At 50.2% G+C, this 18727-nt stretch carries 13 protein-coding genes; 2 read left to right on the top strand and 11 right to left on the bottom strand.

What is annotated here, in order from left to right; genetic code table 11:
* Positions 1 to 19: 19 nt before the first annotated feature.
* From ACFOET_RS15990 to ACFOET_RS15965, 6 genes are all read right to left on the bottom strand, one after another.
* The gene (locus ACFOET_RS15990) at positions 20 to 1441 is read right to left on the bottom strand and encodes a RagB/SusD family nutrient uptake outer membrane protein (RefSeq protein WP_379024472.1); all 1422 of its coding nucleotides are present in this window, start codon (positions 1439 to 1441) and stop codon (positions 20 to 22) included.
* A gap of 16 nt (positions 1442 to 1457) precedes the next feature.
* A complete protein-coding gene (locus tag ACFOET_RS15985) occupies positions 1458 to 5030 on the bottom strand; it encodes a SusC/RagA family TonB-linked outer membrane protein (protein WP_379024470.1) in 3573 nt (1190 codons plus the stop codon).
* A 221-nt stretch (positions 5031 to 5251) separates the two neighbouring features.
* Positions 5252 to 6427 carry a FecR family protein gene (locus tag ACFOET_RS15980; protein WP_379024468.1) on the bottom strand — a complete coding sequence of 392 codons (1176 nt, stop codon included), beginning with the start codon at positions 6425 to 6427 and terminating at the stop codon, positions 5252 to 5254.
* Between the two features lie 90 nt (positions 6428 to 6517).
* Positions 6518 to 7108 carry a sigma-70 family RNA polymerase sigma factor gene (locus tag ACFOET_RS15975; protein ID WP_379024466.1) on the bottom strand — a complete coding sequence of 197 codons (591 nt, stop codon included), beginning with the start codon at positions 7106 to 7108 and terminating at the stop codon, positions 6518 to 6520.
* Positions 7109 to 7245: 137 nt separating this feature from the next.
* Positions 7246 to 7659 (bottom strand): hypothetical protein, encoded by a 414-nt coding sequence (locus ACFOET_RS15970; protein ID WP_379024465.1) that lies wholly within the window; start codon positions 7657 to 7659, stop codon positions 7246 to 7248.
* Between the two features lie 37 nt (positions 7660 to 7696).
* On the bottom strand, positions 7697 to 10573 hold the full coding sequence (locus ACFOET_RS15965; protein ID WP_379024463.1) for a TonB-dependent receptor: 2877 nt from the start codon (positions 10571 to 10573) through the stop codon (positions 7697 to 7699).
* 226 nt (positions 10574 to 10799) lie between these two features.
* On the opposite strand from ACFOET_RS15965, the gene ACFOET_RS15960 reads away from it, so the two are divergent.
* Both ACFOET_RS15960 and ACFOET_RS15955 read left to right on the top strand, forming a co-directional pair.
* On the top strand, positions 10800 to 11042 hold the full coding sequence (locus ACFOET_RS15960) for a FecR family protein (RefSeq protein WP_379024461.1): 243 nt from the start codon (positions 10800 to 10802) through the stop codon (positions 11040 to 11042).
* Between the two features lie 307 nt (positions 11043 to 11349).
* The gene (locus ACFOET_RS15955) at positions 11350 to 11742 is read left to right on the top strand and encodes a TlpA family protein disulfide reductase (protein ID WP_379024459.1); all 393 of its coding nucleotides are present in this window, start codon (positions 11350 to 11352) and stop codon (positions 11740 to 11742) included.
* Between the two features lie 186 nt (positions 11743 to 11928).
* Here the strand turns inward: ACFOET_RS15955 and ACFOET_RS15950 are convergent, their stop codons facing one another.
* The 5 genes from ACFOET_RS15950 to ACFOET_RS15930 all read right to left on the bottom strand — a co-directional run bounded on the left by ACFOET_RS15950 (position 11929) and on the right by ACFOET_RS15930 (position 18725).
* Positions 11929 to 13212, bottom strand: coding sequence for a redoxin domain-containing protein (locus ACFOET_RS15950; RefSeq protein ID WP_379024457.1), 1284 nt, complete (start codon positions 13210 to 13212; stop codon positions 11929 to 11931).
* A 178-nt stretch (positions 13213 to 13390) separates the two neighbouring features.
* Positions 13391 to 14854 (bottom strand): TlpA family protein disulfide reductase, encoded by a 1464-nt coding sequence (locus ACFOET_RS15945; protein WP_379024455.1) that lies wholly within the window; start codon positions 14852 to 14854, stop codon positions 13391 to 13393.
* Between the two features lie 91 nt (positions 14855 to 14945).
* Entirely contained in the window at positions 14946 to 16454 is a 1509-nt protein-coding gene (locus tag ACFOET_RS15940; RefSeq protein ID WP_379024453.1) for a PKD-like family lipoprotein, read from the bottom strand.
* Positions 16455 to 16457: 3 nt separating this feature from the next.
* On the bottom strand, positions 16458 to 17198 hold the full coding sequence (locus ACFOET_RS15935; RefSeq protein WP_379024451.1) for a DUF4843 domain-containing protein: 741 nt from the start codon (positions 17196 to 17198) through the stop codon (positions 16458 to 16460).
* 9 nt (positions 17199 to 17207) lie between these two features.
* A complete protein-coding gene (locus tag ACFOET_RS15930) occupies positions 17208 to 18725 on the bottom strand; it encodes a RagB/SusD family nutrient uptake outer membrane protein (protein WP_379024449.1) in 1518 nt (505 codons plus the stop codon).
* Positions 18726 to 18727: the final 2 nt, after the last annotated feature.

Below are 18727 nucleotides of genomic sequence, written 5' to 3'. Positions count from 1 at the left end.
TTAATACGTTCTCAAGAAATCAATAATTCTGTGTCAGGCCGGGATTAAAGTTGGTCGCTGTCTGTGGAAACGGCCAGATCCAAAGCGGCGACTGGGGCGTTAAGGTATACGTTTCGCCCAAGATGGTCCGATGCAGGTCCGCTGCAAATTCGGGCTCGGTATTCCAGCGCTTCAGGTCGATAAAATCCTTCATGGTATTCCAGTTTTCGCTCCTGCTCAACTGCTTGAGCAATGTGAACGTGTCTGCTCTGCCGGAAGCGAAGGAAGGTTCATATCGGTCGGTGATGATCCGCTTTTTTCGGATCAGTTCCAGCTTGGCTTTTGCCCCGGGGAGGTCATCAGCCCGCATGAGGCACTCGGCTTCAACCAGGTGCATATCGACGGAGGTGAGCCCGGCGCCGCTGACCTCCGATTGGGTATCCCATGTCCAGACCGCATTCTCGCCCGGCATACCAAAGTCTGCCCCTAAGTCGTCTGAAAACGGGATATTGACCTCGGTAGGCATATAATTGTACAGCACCGAATTAGGGTCAAACTCGGCAAGGAGCTCCGGGGGAAACCACGTCAGCAACAGGCCTGTTGGGGTGTAGAACAAATCTTCCCGGCTGGAAAGCCTGGGCCTGACCCAACCTTGCGGAGTGGGTGATACGCCCGCTACCGGATAGTCCACCAGCATTTCGTTGTGGTCATCGATGTGGTCGTTGATGGCCAGGGCAGCACGTGCCGCCGCCAGCGCATCATCGTACCTGCGCATGGACAACAGCACCCTGGCATGCACGGCGTGGGCAAACGACTTGCCTACGCGTTGTGGGTTGACGCCTTCGTCCAACAGGGCATCGAGTTCAAACGCACTGTGGAGGTCTTTCAGCATCAGGTCATAAACTTCGGCTACGGTATACTTACGACTCGGCTGTGACAGCAGGTCGGTGTCGAGCAGGTATGGCACACCGCCATCGGCTGCTGCCGTTGCCGGATCGTAAGCCTTTGCAAAGATATTTACGGCCAGGTAATGGAACCAAGCGCGCAGTACATAGGCCTCCGCTTTATACCGGTCTACGAGGAGGCGGTCACCGGTTGCCGCATCGGCACGTGCGATGACCGGATTGAATGTTCGCCCAATTAGGCTATAAATCGGCTCGTAGATATTGCAGCTGGGCCGCAGCAACGCGCGGTCGATGCTTTCATCCCAAAATACCGTGGCGTAGTTGAACGTCTTGACGGGTTCGTTTTTGAGGAGCCCGATATTGGTATAGTATATCGATGAGGTCAGCATGCCCAGACGGGACACGGTAAATCCGCCATAGGGGTCATTGAGCAACAGGTTCAGATCACCTGCCGCGCTCAGCAGGTTTTTGCCTTTTGGCTGGATATCAGTAAATTTTTCACAACCGGCAAGCGCCAACGCGAAGGCTAAGGTCAGGATATATATGATCGTCTTCATTTCTTATTTTTTGGCGTTAAAATCTGCAATTCAGGCCAAACACATAATTAGTCGGGAGACGCAGGCCCAGCGTCTCGGGATCCACGCCGAGATCATTACTTTGGTAAAGTGCCGGCAGGTTATCGACTTGGAAACGAAGCGACAGCCCGTCCAACCCGATTCTGGAAAGCGTTGTCCTGGGCAGGTCGTAGCCCAATACAAGGTTTCTAATCTTAAGGAAATCAGCAGCGTGTACAAAAATGTCCGTATTGTCCTGGACAGCAGGTTGCGTGCTTCCCGAAGCATTGTACTGCCATATTCCCGGCACGACCGTGTTGGTATTGGTAGGGGTCCAGGCATCCAGGTACCAGGATCGGACGGGACCCGCATTGGGAACCCGATTGATCTGCACCTGATTTGCACGCATGTGGTGCCCTCCGTAGTACACCATCATCACGTTCAGGCTAAGCCCTTTCCAGGCCAGGCGGTTTTCCATGGCAAACGTGTACTTCGGGTCTGCCTGTCCGGTAAAATAGACCGATCCCGGCGTTTCGCTTGTTATCCTCACACTGGGAATGACCCGGCCGTCTTCCGCATACCACGACTGCACCCCCTCGTCGGTGAGTCCGGCAAACCGGTATGAAAACAGCGAGCGAACAGGATATCCCTCTTTGTAACCTATATCAACCACCTGCCATGCATTGTTCGCCTGGATCTCTACACGGGTCACTTCATTTTTGTTCCAAGATGCTGTTCCCGAAGTGGTCCAGGAAAATCCATCCCTGCTTTCCGGCCGGAGCCAGTCATAGGCCAAGTTTAACTCTACGCCATCGTTTTTCATGCTGGCCATATTCATCACCAGACTGGTGAAGCCCTTGGTGGATTCAAGGGTTTGATTGGAGAAAACCTTGTCGCTTTCTTTGCGATACCAATCCAGCACCCCGCGGAGCCGGTGGCTGAATGCCGTAAACTCGGCACCGATGTTGAAGGTACCGGTCCGTTCCCAGGACAGTTCCGCATTGCCCGGGCTTTCTATGGAGGCTCTGGGAAGCCCTGTATTATTGTTTACCTGGCCCGTTGTTGCGGTCATGTAGCTGGTAGCGCCCTGATAAATGTTGCCCGTATAGCCGTAGCTCGTCCGCAATTTCAACGTATTCACCTCCGGGAGTCCCTTCATGAATTCCTCATGATGCAAATTCCAGCTTACGCCCACTGATCCAAAGGGAGCCCCGCGGAACTCGGTAGCCAGCCCGTATACGTCGGCGTAATCTTTCCGGAGCGAACCAAACACGTTGTAACGCCTATCGTAGGTATAGGTCATATTCGCATAACCCGAACCATTGCGCCGCCGGATTTCCGGAATGTTGTTGAGGGCATCCCGGATCAGCGGATTGAAGATAAATTGCCGTGCAGGATAACCGTTTGCGAACCAGCTGGTATTGTTTATGTTCCAAAGCTCGTTATAGTTTACGGTCGTAGTGGAATGGCTCTGCAATTGGTCGTCCCACCCCAGGTACAAGTTCCGTGTGCCTTTCGAGTTGGTTTCACGGAATTCAACACCCGCAAGGAAATCAACGGCATGGACATCGGCAAAAACACGGTTGTAGTTGACCTGGGCCCTGGCGGTCCAGTGATCACCCTGCCTATTCTCAGCAGCAAGCCTGCCCCCGGTCTGGGGAATCATATACCGGTAAGTTCCATTCGGATTCTGTACCGTATAGACATTGCGCATCAACCGCATGACATAACTGTCTTCCTCCGTATAATTCGCTACAGACTCCCGGTTCACTTCGTAGACATATTGGGTATTGACGGAGAGGCCATCCATGATCTTAAAGAGCAGTTCGCCATGATAGCGTATATTTTGCCGCTCGATCTTGTGCCTGTTGAGGTTCAGCTCATCCAGCAGGTGGTAATGCATCGGCCGGAGGGCTTCATTATCTTCCACCCATGTTGCATAAGGGTTGTAATAATGTGCCGACCCGGGAGAAATATTGGCCGGGCTTCCGTCCGGATCGAACAAGCTATAATACGCAGGCAGGCTGAACGGACTCGAGATATTCTCAACAAAGCTGCTCCTGCGCTCCGTAGCGCGCTGGAAGATGTTGTTCACGCCAAAATTAATGGTCATCCATTTGGTCATGTCGTAAGTACCCTTATAGAATACATTCAACTGATCGTCCTTGTCATGGATCGTACCCGTATTGTCGCCTTTATAGTTCAACACCAGGTTGGATTGAAAATTGTCTGTGCGATTGCGCACGGCCACATTGTACGTTTGCAGTACCCTGTTCCGCAGCACATGGTCCGCATAGTCTTTTGCAAAGTTCTGCGTTCGGTATTGCGCCAGCCTGCTATCCAGTTCTGACTGCCCGATCGCGCCGGTAGCCAGCTGATAATGCGCGTACTGGATCGGGGTGATATTCATATTAAAACTACCCGTACCGGCAATCGCATTGGCTGTTGCGGTCAGACTGGCTTCGGCAGCCTCCGCCTCATTATAATACCACCGATAGTATTCATCTTCAAGGTTTACCTGCTGCTCGGGGGTCATGTACCAGTTGTCCGCATAGTCGACATTACGCTTTTGCCAAGCCATGATGTTGGACGATACTTCGATATCTGTTTTGTTGACCCCCGACGCCTTTTTAGTGGTAACAATGATCACGCCGTTGGACGCGCGCGCGCCGTAGATAGCTGCTGCGGCCGCATCTTTCAGGATCGTGATCGACTCAATATCATAGGGGTTGAGGTCTTCATAATCCATTTCAACGGGAAGACCATCTACCACAAGCAGCGGCCTGCTCTCGGCAAAGAGTGTCCCGGTACCCCTGACCATCATGCGGTCTCCGTAGTTTACAAGCCCCGCAACGCGACCTTCCAGGTTATCCATAATGTTGGGGGTGAAGCGTCCTTCCAGCATGTCTGCTGTTATGGTGGTAGACGCACCCGTGGCCCTTTCCTGGGCGATCTTCTGATAACCGGTATTGACCACAGCCACTTCCTCCAGTTGCGCGACCGCAGGCTTCAACGCAATGACCAGACCGTCCGTACGGGATAGCACGGCGGAGGTTATCCCGACTTCCTGGATTTCGTACCCCATATAAGACACCACCAACACATCGCCTTCGGAAACATTGAGCTGAAAAGCACCTTCGGCGTTGGTTACCCCGGAGGTGCGGCTATTTTTGACGGAAATCGTAACCCCTGAAAGTGGCTCGCCGTTTTCATCGGTTACCCGACCCTTGATATCAACAGCTTGGGGTTGGTTTTGAACGGCTTCTGCATCTTTCTGAACCGTTGCAGGAGATCCAGCTGGTTTAGGCGAAAGAAAGATGTTCTTTCCTTCGAGCCGATAGGTAAGTGATTGATCGCCCAGCACTTCGCCAAGAAATTGTTTCAATGGCATAGCCTCTGCCGACACGGTAACCGGACGGGCCTTGTCGAGTAGCGCCTTGTTGACCAACATCCGGTAGCCGGTTTGCTGGTATACTTGATCGAAGACCTCTTCCAAGGGCATGTTTGTCGTTTTTAAGGTGACCGTCTGCGAGTACGTGGTTGCACTCAAACTGAAACAAACGCACAACAACAGGAATGCAATGAGCCTCATTGCTTTTAAGTAAATTTTAATCATTAACTTTGTTAGGTTTGGATAGTAAACAATTCGATTCACGAAGCGGATCTGTGCCGCTATCCGACATCCAAACGGCGAGGTGATGACAGCACCTCCCGTTTTTCCGCTACCACGCAGACACCTCGTGTCTATCGGGTAAGTATCAACAAGTATTTGTCTTCAGTATTTGTCTTCGCTATGTGTACTCCTTTCTGATTTTATCGGCGCGCTTTGCTGCTGACTACAAGCTTCCGGCCATCGAGGCGATAGGTCAGGTCATTACTTTCCAGCAACGCCATCACCGTAGAAAGCCGGTTATTGCGTTCGATGCTGCCATAGAACGCTATGTAAGGGATTTGCCCTTCGTATTCGATTTCCAATCCATACCACCGGCCGAGCTGGCGCATCACCTCGTGAAGGGTCATATCGGTAAAATTGAAGTAACCGTCTTTCCAAGCCGTCGCTCTTGACACGTCCACGCCGCTTATCGCGATATTCCCTGCTTTGGTGGCACTTTGCTGACCAGGCTTCAGGGTTGAGCTTTGGCCGTTGACACCTACACGCACGCGGCCTTCCACCAATGTCGTTTTCGTTTCCGGTTCGTCGTCATAAGCCGATACGTTAAATTGTGTGCCGAGGACTTCTACGGTCTGCCCTTTGCTTATTACCCTGAAGGGCAGATTCGCTGATGTGCTGCTTTGCCGGTTTGCTCCGCTGCGAACGGGCATGACCTCAAAATACGCTTCCCCCTCCAATTCTACCACCCGTTCACCGCCGCTGAAGCGGCTCGGATAGTTAAGCGACGATGCGGCATTGAGCCATACCTTGGTGCCGTCCGAAAGGGTAACCTGATAAGTGCCGCCCTCAGGTGTCGTAAGTCGCAGGTTCCTGGCCGTAGGTTGACGTTCGGTGGCGTCGGATCCCAGAACTTCAGTCCCATCAAGGTACGTAATCCCATCTCCGACGACAATACCGCTCTGAGCCTCATTCAAATCGACCGTCCGTCCGTCGGCTAGCGTAAGTGTGGCGCGATTACCGCCCGGAGCAACGTCTTGTACATCGGTGACTTCAGCAAAGGCCTGGTCGTCAGTTGGCTGATCCAGGATTTGGTCGCCGAAAAACACCCACACACCTAAGAATACCACCATTAAGATAGCAGCGGCAGCGATATCCCTCCGCGCATACCACCGCTTTCGGACATGCTCGGGCGTATAACCGGTATCGTCCAGCAAACGCGCCAACATGCGTACCTGTACTGCGGCTTCGGTATCGGGATATTCGCCATCGTGGTAGCTGACCTCGCGATACCATTGCATCAGCTCTTCATGCTCTTCAGCAGAAGCCTGCCGGTTTTGGTAGGCATTGATGAGGTAGTTTATACGGTTTTTGTCCATTTATCCGATGTGTTCTATAATCAGGGTACGGTGAAATGGATTTTACCCTACATCAAACGTGAAATTTTTGTTATTTTTTTATAAACACGATCAGAACAGCACCATATCCAATTGCCGAGCGGCAAAGAACAGTATTAACCCGTCCTCCCCCATGCCTTTTCTGATAATTTTCAGGGCCCTTGTCAGATTTGCTTCCACTCCTTTTTCGGATATATTCAGAATTTCGGCTATTTCCGCATTTTTTAAGCCTTGTTCGCGGCTGTATCTGAAAACCAAGCGGCATTTTTCGGGCATTTGCTCCACTAAACCGGCGATATATTCCTGCAAAAACAGCGCATCCAGTTTTGATTCGTCATCGCTAGCGCCGTCATAGGCGAGCCGGTTGTCTACCAACCGCTGTCGGTGTTGCTCTTTTTGGTAGTGCTTAAAAACGCTGAACTTCACTGCTGTGGTCAAGAACCCCGCGGCACTTTCGATTTCCCGCAGGTGACGTTTCGTCCACAACGCCATAAAAACCTCGTGGACCATATCCTCTGCCAACAGCTTATCTTTGGTATGGTTCCAGGCTACCAGCAGCATGGGCCGCCAATAATGTGCATAAAGACGCGTAAAGGCGGCATGGTCGTCTTTGCGTAGACGCTTGAGCAATTCCGGTTCATCAGGAAGTGGGACGAGGGCCATGGTACCTGCAGCTAACGATTAGCCGGTAAATTAACAGGATATTCACGAAAAAACAAAATGCGCTAAACATGGCGAGGCCCATGTCTCAGCGCACCCTGTCATTGCCGTCTTCACGGAGCAACTGAAAATGCGGAGGCTTACACGGGTCTTCCTCCGGCATTTCCTCCGCCCCGTGGGCCACGATTCATCCGTTCTGCCTGGATCTTTTTGTAGCCCGCTTGTTGTTCGGGCGTCAATACCGAGAGAATCTTCTTATCGGTTTCTTCGCGCAGGCTGGTCATCTTCGCCCGCATGGCTTCGCGGTCGCCGCCTTGCCCGGCCTGAAACAGTTTGCCCATCTCCTCGCTCTGTGCCAATTGAAACTGATAGATGGAGTCTTGCTGTGCTTTGTCCAATTGCAGTTGCTCGGTCAACCGGTCAACCGTACGCTGCGCTATCTCCTTCGGGTCCATGTTCATCCGGCCACGACCTTGTTGCGCCAGGGCTGCCGAGGAACATACCAATAGGGCGAAAGCTACTCCCACCCATTTCATCATTGTTTGTCTGTTCATTGTTACTTATTTTGTGATAAAACTGATCTCCTGATGACTATGATGCCCTACCCATGCCCCGGCCAAAGCCACCCATACCGGGACCGAAGTGCCGCAGGTTGTACGTAAAGCTGAGTAAGAAATATTGGCGCAGCACATTGCTGCTGCTATCGATAATATAGAGCTCGGTAACGCTGCGGTCCACATTGGTATTCCGGTTGAGCACATCATTGACTGACAGTGTCAGCTCGGCCTTGTCGCCCTTAAACAGTTTCTTGCCAAGGGAAGCGTTCCACAGGAAAAAATCCTGGTTATATCCCTGTGACAAGCCGCTGTTTTTGGTGTACATGATCGATGAATTGACGCGGATGCCTTTCCAGAATATCCAGGTCAGGTCTTGCCGAAAGGTCTGGTTGAAATAGTTGTAACTGTCGCCCGAAGCGACGTTGCTGTTGTCAACCATGCTATAATTGCCGCTGTACGTTACATTATACAGCAGTTTTTCACTGATACGGCTGTTCACACTGATACGCTGGTTGATGCCTGTGGTGTTGGAAAAAGTCTCCTGCAGGTTCAGCAGCCCGATGTCGTGGGTATGGAACAATCCGGTATTCAGGCTGAGGTTCAGCTTCAATGCTTCGATCGGCTTGCCCCAGCTGATGTTGCCCCGCACGGCGTAGTATCCGTCTACGTTGACCGGCCGGGTGAACTGCCCACCAGCACCCAGGACGATGCCCGGCGCCACTTCCGTGTCTTCGGTTGCGATGAAGGTGGAGTTGACCACGCGGTTGTTGGAAAAGTCAGCATTGGCCGACACGTTGAGATGTGCACCGGTCTCTCGGTTGATTTTGGTAAACGTCAGGTTAAACCGGTGCTGAAATTCCTGTGCCAGGGACGCGTTGCCCGATCGGATATTCAACGGATCCTCGTTATTAATCACGTTCTGAAGCTGGTTAATGGACGGCGGATTGGTAGCGGTGTTATACTGCAACCGGACATGGTATGCACGGGACGGCCTGTAGCTCAGGCTGGCGTTGGGCAGAAAGCTGCGGAATCCGTGTGAAAGCAACTGATCTTCGGGAAAGGTCTGATGGTTGCGGATATTGGCGCCCTGGTAATCCATTCCTGCGTCGAAGCTGAAAGCTTCCTTGGAAAACTGGTAAGTAAGCCCGCCGCTGTGGTGCAGGTAATCGTTATTGAAGGTATTGGAAAGCTGCCTGTTCAGCTCACTGAATTGGCCGGTTTCAGCAAGAAAATCCATGGTTTCACGATCAGAAAAACTGGCATTGGTGCGCAAACTGTAGTTAGCCTGCACGCGGCTCGCGCCGCCGAGCGGTTCGGTGTACGCCAGGCGTCCGGTAAGGCCGTTGCCAAACCCGCTTGTGTTGTTCAGGTTGTTGACCGTATCGGTCCGGCCCAATACATGATCCTCGAAAAACTCGTTGAATGACAATGTCTGGGCAAGGCCCTTGTTGCTGTTGTACGACCCGTTGGCACTGAGGGAAACGGTCCGTCCGGGCTTAGCCAACCGAAGCCGGTAGTCCAGGTTGCCGGATATGTTAAAGTTGTTGCTGCGGTTTTCCTGGCTGCGATCGGAAGCATTGATGGGCACTTGGTCGGCGAACATGGTCGATCCAGCCGTCCGGTTGATACCACCTGTGCGCTGCACGCTGAAATTGGGCCGGAAGGTAAGCTCCTGCATGGAATCCAGCTTATATTCCACCCGGAAACCGGCGCGGTGGCTTTGGTTTAAACGATCATTATGGCTTTCCTGCAAGCTGATCTGATTGATGGGGTCGCCTATCAACGTTTCGCGGTTGACCACCGAGGTCACCAGGGATGCCGTACGGTTAAACGCATAATCGCCGCCGAATTCCAGATTCTCAAACCATGTGGTATTGTAGTTCAGCGCCAGGCTTCCGGTATTGGTATTGCCCGGAATACCGCCCATCGTACCACCACCTCCCATCATCATACCGCCACCCGCCGGGCCGCCACGTCCACCACCGCGTCGGCCGCCCCTCATCATACCGCCGCCGCCACTCATCATGGCCATGCCTCCTCCTCCGCCGGCACCGATATCAGCCATGCCGAAGCCCTGCTGGTTCACGTTGTTGGCCACGGCGGTAAGCGAAAGCCGGCGGTCTCCGCCGAAGAAATTGATGTTGCCCCCGGTTGTGTACCGGTCCGTACTGCCATAGCCGCCTGCCACACGGCCGAAATAGCCCGTCCGCCGGTCCGGCTTGGTGACAATGTTGATGACCTTGCGGCGCTGTCCATCATCAAATCCGGTAAACCGCGCCTGCTCGCTCTGTTCATCAATGATCTGCACCTTATCGATGATATCGGCCGGCAGCGTTTTCATGGCAATGCGCGGATCGGAATCGAAGAAGGTTTTCCCGTCGACGATGATACGCGCCACCCGTTCGCCCTGGGCCATCAGGTTGCCCTCGGCATCGACCTCCACACCGGGCAATTGTGTAAGCAAAGCATCGGAATCGGCAAAAGGCTCGGTTTTGAAAGCCGCCGCGTTGAATTCGGTGGTATCGCCCTTCAGTATGACGGTCTGTATGGCGGCGACATCCACGCCCTCCAACATGATGTTGTCCATGGCCAGTATGATATCGAGCGGCTTCTGCACACTGTCGTTTACCGCTACGGGCAACGAATGCCGCTTGAACCCGAGATGTTGCACACGGACCGTATAGGACCCGACGGCTGGCACCTTCAGCGAAAACCTCCCGATGGAATCCGTAAAACCCAGCACAACCGATATGCCGTCGCCGTCGGTCAGTTGAAGCGTGGCCCCTTTCAACGGCTTTTTGGATAAGCTGTCGCGGACGGTGCCCGTGATGGTTGTCTGGCCATTCACAGGGGAGAAAAACACCGTCGTTATGGCTGTTAGTAGCACCGGCAAAAAAAGTCTTGGCACCATACGTTCTCGGTCTATAATTTATGTATATGGGAATAGGACAGACAGCGCGGCCAACAGTTTAACTGTAACTCAACTGTTACGCCATAATCTATAGAAACAAACAGCGGGCTAGAACAAGGTTTTGAATGCGTTCTTTAAAACAACGCCAGCGGATCCATCCAATTTGAAATCTTCTGGATTTCGTCAATTACCAGCAAAAATTCGGAAGCTTGCGTTGGCATACCCTATGCCATTTGGTTCTGATGAGCGCCACGTCGCGGATGATGGAAAAGCGTTTTTCGATATCGCTCCGGATACGAGGCGTGCGTTTGTAGTAAAGACGCCAAGGGGAGAAATTCGCTCGGAAAAAACCGGAGGCAAGCTGAATGTGACGGCCTATCAGGCGGATTCCGCGACTCGAATCATTCCCATCGACCAACCCATCAACGTCCGCTTGATTGCTAATGACCAGATGCTTACGCTCCATTAACTCCCAAGTGTGTGGATATCCGGACGAATTAAAGCGGATGCGCCACTCTTGATTCATACAAATAATTTTCCTTAGATTTTTTCTCATTTATCAACGAATTGTTGCATGTCTGATTCATTCGCTGTACATAATGAAGCGGACATCAGTTTAAATAAATAAGGGTGCTACCAGAGACTATATATTGTATCGATTCGCATCTGATTTGTTCTCAGAAAAAATCAGTGGATCAACTAGGAAGACCGCCTTGTCCTCGCTTGCGGGGAGTTTTGAAGACACGGCTTACCATGCATTCATAAAAAATCGGTTTTTGAATAAATATGAGTTGGACGCAGCACTTGATGAACCCATGCTTCAGGCGAACGGGGAGCGGTTGTCATGGAAACAAATGATGGAACGATATAAAGGCCGGCATGTCTATGTCGATATATGGGCTAGTTGGTGTGCCCCCTGCCGAGTGGAGATGCCCAATTCACTTGAACTCAAGAAGAAATACAAAGATATCGCATTTGTCTATTTATCCACGGACAAAGTACAGCAAGACTGGTTACAAGCCAACTCAGAGGAACAGTTACCCGAATACCAGGTAAAAAGTATACCCCAGTATTTTATACTGGACACGAATGGCAATGTAATCGCTGATAATGCACCGCGACCAAGTGATCCGAGCCTAGAACAACTTTTTGATATGTATTCGAATTGACCAGTGCCCCTGTTTATCCATGGCGGCACAAACGTAGGTATTGAGAAGTATTTGTTTTATAACAACGAGGATTTTAAGTCAGGGCTCGTGCATTGAAGCGGTAATGTATTATGTTGTTACGTCTTGGCAGGGGGCGAAGTATATCAACATGTTCTTCGTCGCCGTTAGGATTAACGAATAGCTGAATCATTTACTGCTTTTCTCGGATAACATTCCGCTGATTGTCAAGAATAGATCTATTTCATTCAACGACTTAGCTATAATTGTACCATCGCTATCAATAAGAAAACCAGGATACGCGACAGACGATTTGTAATTACTAACGACCGACTTCTCTGGATCTTGCACGGCACCCAAATGATGAAACGCCCAGGTACCGTCTTTGGCGATGGCATTTTTCCAGATTCTTTCGTCTTTGTCATGGGCGTATGCCACAACGCTGAATCCCCGGTCGCCGAACTCATTCAAGAGTTGTTTGTAAAAAGGCATTTTTTTCCGGCAGGCCGCGCAGGACGACTCCCAGAAATCGATCAATACGCACTTCCCATACTCAGACAACAGCTCTTGAAGTGAAAAAGGTTTCCCATTCAAATCCAGTTGATTGATCGCTGGAGCAGAATCTCCTATCCCTATAAAATCATAGCTGTCCTCATGTTCCATCGAAGCCTTCGTAAATGACAGAAGTCTTCCGTAAAAGCTGTCCATCGCTTTTTCGGTTAAGCCATTGTACAGCGCACTAAAATTACTCCTGGCATTGATTCGCTGTACATCATAGGATCTCGATCCGCTCAATAAAAACGCACTGAACGCAGCATCGGGATGATGCTCAACGAAGCCTATCAAGGCCTCGGTGTAAATCTGATACCGATCGGCCCACTCCCTGAAACGCTCACCGTTCCCTTCCGCTTTGTATATGTCGGAAGCACGCTCGACAAGCTCCGCATAGACTTTTTCGGGTTCTGGGAAAAACAGCGTATCAAAATACGGATATTTATCAATCAACTGTTTCTTAAATACTAAAAAATCGGAATTGATAGCCGAACCTGACACACTCGCATCAGGCCAATCGCGCGCAGTCGACTTGACGGCTATCCCGTCGGGGTCTAAAAAAAGGGGAAGCTCCTGCTGTACCGAATCGATGGCCAGATAACATAACATCCCTGCTAATTCCTTTGTGCCAGGAGACTCGTGGGTACCGACTTTGACCAACTGTTGGCCGTTCCTTGTTATCATGGCCGGTGTGATTTTGAGCTCAAACCGACCCCCCTTGATCGCTGCTGTGCCCAAGGTATCCGTTCTGAATTTGCTAAGCCGATACAGCAGACGTATCGAAGTTCCGGTCTTTATACCGCTAATTTTACCCTTAACTTTGTAAGTGTAAGATTGAGGGATCGCCTCACCGCGTTGATGGGAGAAGGCACCTGTGCCAACGCATAGGAATCCGATAATGAAAGCAATTGCTTTATTCATAACTCAATAGGTTATATATTGAAGAATATGCAAAACGTAAAGCCTCACCAGACCGCGATATATTGAGCCCCTTGAACTGCCCATTCCAATCAAACACCGGACTGCCGCATCCGTACGGGGGATGCGCCAATCGTGAATGAATACCTCCTCGAAACTGTCCCTCCGCACGGATTTTCGATTATCCCTTTGGCTGCTTCGCCGCTTCAATCAGCTCCTTCATTTCCAACCTGATATAGTCCACGTTTGGCGAAGAACCCGTCAAAAAATAGCGGATATTGCCTTCCTCGTCGATAATAAATTTGGCTGGAATTCCCTTTACACCATATTTAGCAGCTATAACCTCGCCTGTTTCTGCATCTTTTTGGTCATCGTACAATACCTCAAATGGATAGTTGTTTTTCGTTATGAAGTCGACCACGTTTGTCTTGTACTCTTTATCGCGCTCCCAGGTATTGATGAATAAAAACTGAACATCGCCATCGTTCGCGTACATCTCCTGCGCCGCTTTCATGCCCGGGAACGACCGGATGCAGGGCTGGCACCAGGTCGCCCAGAAATCAAGCACCACCACCTTGCCCTTGAGGCTAGCCAAGGATACTTTTTCGCCCTTTAAATTGAGCAATTCAAAATCCGGAGCCGGTTTGTAGTTCTCCATCTGCTTGATATGTTCACGAATTCCTTTGATAACGTCTTCATCCAGTCGGGCGAAATAGTTTTCCACGCCTTTCTCCGATCCGTTCAATACGGTGTACAGCTCCTTCATCTTGTCCTTGTGTGTAAATACGCCTTGCTTGTACAGGAGCTCCAACTGTTGCAGGGCTTCCAGTTTGCGGCCGGCCGCTTCCAGCCCCTTGAAGTAGATCGCACTGAAACGGGGTGCCTGGTCTGGCACCAACGCGATTGCCTTCTCAACGAGCTGCAATGCTTCCACCTGCTTGCCCTGCGCGTCATACACGGCAGCCAACTGACTTACATAGCCCGGATAGCCTACCGCGGCAAATCCGGCCTTGTTGTCCTTTTGCTCTTTTGGTAGATTGATGTAGTACTCCGCATCATCAATAGCCGTCCGGATCAGCGGTAAGGCCGCCGTTGTATCACCTTGCTGCAGGAAAATGGTCGCTACCGGGATATAGCCCTGCGCGCGCCAGAAGCGCTCATTCATCTGCTCCACATACATCACTGCCTTCTCTTTATTACCTTCCTGCGCAAAAGTACGTGCCATGGAAGCTAGCACGTAATCGTAGTTCAGTTTATCGCCTTCGGCTTTTTCCATCGGCCATTTCTTTACCCAGCTCTTGAACTTCTTCTCCATTTCTGCGGTACTTTCCAAATCGTAAAAGCCTCGAATATACGCATCGCGTGCCGTAACCCCTTTCGGGAATTTGCGAATTACTTCTTTGCGTATGGAATCGGCACTGTTTTCATGCCCAAGCCGGTAGATGAAATTGCTCGCAAAAATCAGATCGCCTTCATCTTTAGAGGTTCTTGCTACTTGAAGCAGCTCCTTGGCTAACACGTCTTTTTCCGCTTTCGAGCCGGATTCGGCTATTTCCGCATATTCCGCTCTTTTTTCTTGCAGACTGCTTTGTGCCATGGTTGCGCTTGCGGCGAAAATCAGGGCTGCTGTGATTAATTTTTTCATTGTTCTATTTTCTTGTTTCTGCTTTATTGTTAAATTGCTTTTTTCCGCAAGGGCGTATGCATGTTTGTTACAGCACATATGCACTACGCCTCTACGATTCGCCTTTATACACCATATCAAAAATCTTATCAAAACCGGCGATGGCGTCGCTAGGTTCACCGACGAGGCCTGCCAGGGATACGGAGAATAGGTACAATTTACTTTCCTGGCCATCCCAGGTCGCGACCAGCAATTCACCGTATTCACGACCGTTATCGTCTATGGCTCTAAACTTCGTATTGATAATTTCCTCTCCTGCCGGGAATGTATGCAACTGGCTTGTCGAATTTGCATTGACGCCGTAGCGATACAGTCGATTTTCATAGCCGTAAAAGATATGCGCCGATTGGGATGAAGAGGCGATATTCGCCGCTTCTGTATCCAGAATATAAGGAGCATTCATACTTTGCTTCATGCGGGTGATCACGGGGTTTCCTTGGGTGGTGACACAAGAAAATTGCAACAAATAAGGCTGCGTACCTTCGTACATCACGGCATTATGTGCATTAGCTATATTAGCCACACCCATATAATGCATGCCCAAGCCTACATCATTCATGTCGAAAATAGACGGGTTGCTCGCATTAGTCGGAAAAGCATCTACTGTTTGTCCACCAGTCGTATAAAAACGTTGATTTTGATGATCGTAGAGAATATGCTGATAAACGATGGGGTGAGCCCGCCAATTGTACTCCCCAATATTCGCGGTAAAAGGGGCAATCTGGTAATCGTACTCCACATCCGGTGCCTGCATACTTGGCCCAAATTTCTTCGCACCCGGAAAACCACCGGTCATATTCGCCTGCAATAGACCATCGTTAAGGATTACACCTAAATTCGTTCCCGACCAACCGATAAAGGATAAATTTTTGGTGGCTGGTGGCACGAAGTATAGGGCATCCAGATTATAGCGTATTTGCAGGGTCAACGGATCCAGTTCTACCGCATCACGCTTGCCTGCAACGTATAATTTTCTTCCGGTGGGTGAGACGTCATCTGTTACTGAACCCGAAGACAGGCTGAGCATCAGGGGCTCCGCGATGGGGTAATTCGGGTTGATCAGTGAATAGATACCACGCTCTACCGAAGTATCCGGCAACAGCATGGAAAAGTCTGCAAAACCTCCTTTATCTTCCAAAACCATCCAACCTTCACTATAGCGATTGGTAATGCGCAGGTCGTAAAAATAAAACCCAGAAACCCCACTCTTATTATCCGTTACCTTAAAAGTAAGTCGATACGGTTCGCCAAGAATGAAAAAGTCGGAAATCTCCGTTTCTAGTTCTTTTTCCCTACTCAGTGTGTCTCTTGGCTCACGATAGCTCACCGCCGAATTATTTCGCGCAGCAATCCAGAGATAGCTGTAATCGCCCTTCGAATCGTCGAAGTTTGGCGACAGGCGTAAGTGCTGCCCTAGACCAATTTCAATGACATCAGGCGCTTCTTCATCGCTAATATCAAAGGTAATCGGCTCTTCGTAGGAAAAGTTATTCTTATCTTTTGTACATGCGCCGATCGTGATAAGCAGCAGCATGTATCCTATTATTTTCATCTTCTTCATTGCCTAATAAAATTTAACCGGATTACCATTTTCGTCGATCAAATCGCCGTTTTGCTGTTCGTAATTATACAACGCTTGGTAAGCCGTTTGCACAATAAAATTTCTATCCTGCGGCAAGGGGTTGCTCCCCCAGTTGGTGTATCCCGTCACACTGCTGATAAAGCGGATCTTCACCTCCGAATATTCCCCGAAAGAAGACAGCCAGGAGCTGTCCCAATTCGTTGGTTTCAGCAGCTGGTCGGTGATGGTAAACTTAAACTCCCGACGGGTATATTCCGATCGTCCAACTGGCTGAGCTCCTGTATCGTCGTATCCTGCCCGCAAATCCTCTGAATCCTCGATGCGTAGCAAAGCGGTTACCAAAGAATCCCGCAGTCCTGGCTGGCGGTACAACACGATGGCAATATCGTTGCCGTATTGACCTGCAGGAATCAGCGGGTTCAAAATCTCATAGTGGTAACCAGATTTCGCATCGTTACCCTCATCGGCGACAAAGTTGATCCTGCGATCGTGATCCGCCGCCAGTCCTGTAATCCGGCAATATACGTAGAAGGTATCCTGTTCCACCTCCTCCGGCTCGAAGGCGAAGGAATAGTTGAGCGAATCAAGACTATAAAAACCGCCGTTATTCAATTGCGCACCAAAATATACACTGGCTTCGTCCTCAAACATGAGACGTTCATCTTCCTTACAGCCCAGTATCAACAACAGGGCCAACAGGCCGTATATCGTTCTTTTTTTCATTTCTCTTCCTTATTGATAGTCAGGGTTAAACTCTATTTCAGTATCCGGAATCGGCAAGGTATACACGGCGTTCATAGCTCCAAAATAAACACTGTTTTGCAAGCTAGCATAGCCAAAACGCTTATAAAAATACCACAGCTGCCCTTCTGCATAATATTCCTTCCGGTATTCCTTAAATAGTTCATCCTGGAGCGCTGCTTCACCTGGCAAGTTCTCGGCGGTAAAGGGCACAGCGATGTTTCGTGCTTCGCGAACAACATTCAGGTATTCCCGAGCTTCTGCTAAGGACGTCGCCGATTCTGCAGCGATATAATACATTTCCGGCAGGCGAATCAACGGTATCAGGCGCTGCTTAACATTCGTACTGTGATCGGAATAATATTTCTTGGAATAGACGGCCGAATTACTATGCGCCGACCAGCGGCTTGGTGAAGCAAGCGACGAGCGAATGTCCGAACCCAGGCCATCGACAGTAGTTTCATAGATACCGTTCAGCACCGATTGGGTATTAAACAGGTCTCTTCCTTCGGGCTCTAAAGCATTGGTCTTGAAGAAGTCATCCGCTACGTCGTTCAGGCGGGAATGATGTAGGGAGAAAATATGCTCCGACGTATAAATAATATTGGAGCGTTCATCCCGCTCGTCATAATTTCTACCAGAAATCTGCGAGAAGTGGAACCATCCGCTATTGATCACCTCATCCGCATAAATCTTGGCATTCACTTTATCGCCAGCGTAGAGGTACATTCGTGCCAGCAAGGCTTTCGCCGCCCAGTAATTCATGCGATTTTGGCGAAACATATAGAATAACTCTGCACCGATCACGGTCGCCCCTTGATTACCCGCTATTTGATCGATGTTCTGCATTTCCTCCTGCAAGGCGATGCCCGCCAACATATCCGTTTCTATGCGCTCCAAAATTTCGGCGACAGTCAGCACATCGCTCGGCGAAACGGTAAATTCCGTTACATACGGAATTGACGGTTCATTGGCTGTTGCCTCGCTGTAAGCCGGCGCAAATAAGCGCAGCAAATCGAAATGCAGGAAGCCCCGTAAAGCCAACGCCTCTCCCTTGATCAGGCGGTAATCTCTTTCCGACAATTCCGCCGGCTGGGTGTCCATATGCTTCAACAAATAATTCAGCTGCGCAATACTGTTATATTGCTTTGCCCAAAGGTTCTCGATGACGGTTCTCGGACTATGTCGGGTATCGTTCGCCTCGGTGTAGGCATAACGGGCGGATAAGCCGTAATAATCGGTGTTGCTATTGCTCTTGTTCGCATACAATTGTGCCAGCACGTCTACAAAGCGGAAGCTCAGCTCGGCGCCATAGGTCGCTTCATCGTTCATGGATTGGTATGTTCCAACCAACACATCTATATAACCTTGTGCCGTTTGGAACTGTTCTTGTTCATCGAATTGGTTCGACGGACGAACATCCAGCCATTTATTACAGGATACGACCATAAACATCAAAACAAAGCCGAAGCACAGGGTTTGTATATTTCTATTTATATTCTTCTTCATAA

The sequence above is a fragment of the Parapedobacter deserti genome, assembly GCF_042646065.1.
In the GTDB taxonomy this organism is placed as follows: Bacteria; Bacteroidota; Bacteroidia; order Sphingobacteriales; family Sphingobacteriaceae; genus Parapedobacter; species Parapedobacter deserti.
The sequence above is the reverse complement of the archived record's forward strand: the minus strand, read 5'-3'. Positions and strand labels throughout refer to the sequence as shown.

Excerpts from the sequence above, each read along its gene's own strand:
- ACFOET_RS15985 (WP_379024470.1), bottom strand. The coding sequence starts at position 5,030 with ATGAGGCTCATTGCATTCCTGTTGTTGTGCGTTTGTTTCAGTTTGAGT.
- ACFOET_RS15940 (WP_379024453.1), bottom strand. The coding sequence starts at position 16,454 with ATGAAGAAGATGAAAATAATAGGATACATGCTGCTGCTTATCACGATC.
- ACFOET_RS15980 (WP_379024468.1), bottom strand. The coding sequence starts at position 6,427 with ATGGACAAAAACCGTATAAACTACCTCATCAATGCCTACCAAAACCGG.
- ACFOET_RS15965 (WP_379024463.1), bottom strand. The coding sequence starts at position 10,573 with ATGGTGCCAAGACTTTTTTTGCCGGTGCTACTAACAGCCATAACGACG.
- ACFOET_RS15930 (WP_379024449.1), bottom strand. The coding sequence starts at position 18,725 with ATGAAGAAGAATATAAATAGAAATATACAAACCCTGTGCTTCGGCTTT.
- ACFOET_RS15945 (WP_379024455.1), bottom strand. The coding sequence starts at position 14,854 with ATGAAAAAATTAATCACAGCAGCCCTGATTTTCGCCGCAAGCGCAACC.
- ACFOET_RS15975 (WP_379024466.1), bottom strand. The coding sequence starts at position 7,108 with ATGGCCCTCGTCCCACTTCCTGATGAACCGGAATTGCTCAAGCGTCTA.
- ACFOET_RS15935 (WP_379024451.1), bottom strand. The coding sequence starts at position 17,198 with ATGAAAAAAAGAACGATATACGGCCTGTTGGCCCTGTTGTTGATACTG.
- ACFOET_RS15990 (WP_379024472.1), bottom strand. The coding sequence starts at position 1,441 with ATGAAGACGATCATATATATCCTGACCTTAGCCTTCGCGTTGGCGCTT.
- ACFOET_RS15950 (WP_379024457.1), bottom strand. The coding sequence starts at position 13,212 with ATGAATAAAGCAATTGCTTTCATTATCGGATTCCTATGCGTTGGCACA.
- ACFOET_RS15960 (WP_379024461.1), top strand. The coding sequence starts at position 10,800 with ATGCCATTTGGTTCTGATGAGCGCCACGTCGCGGATGATGGAAAAGCG.
- ACFOET_RS15970 (WP_379024465.1), bottom strand. The coding sequence starts at position 7,659 with ATGAACAGACAAACAATGATGAAATGGGTGGGAGTAGCTTTCGCCCTA.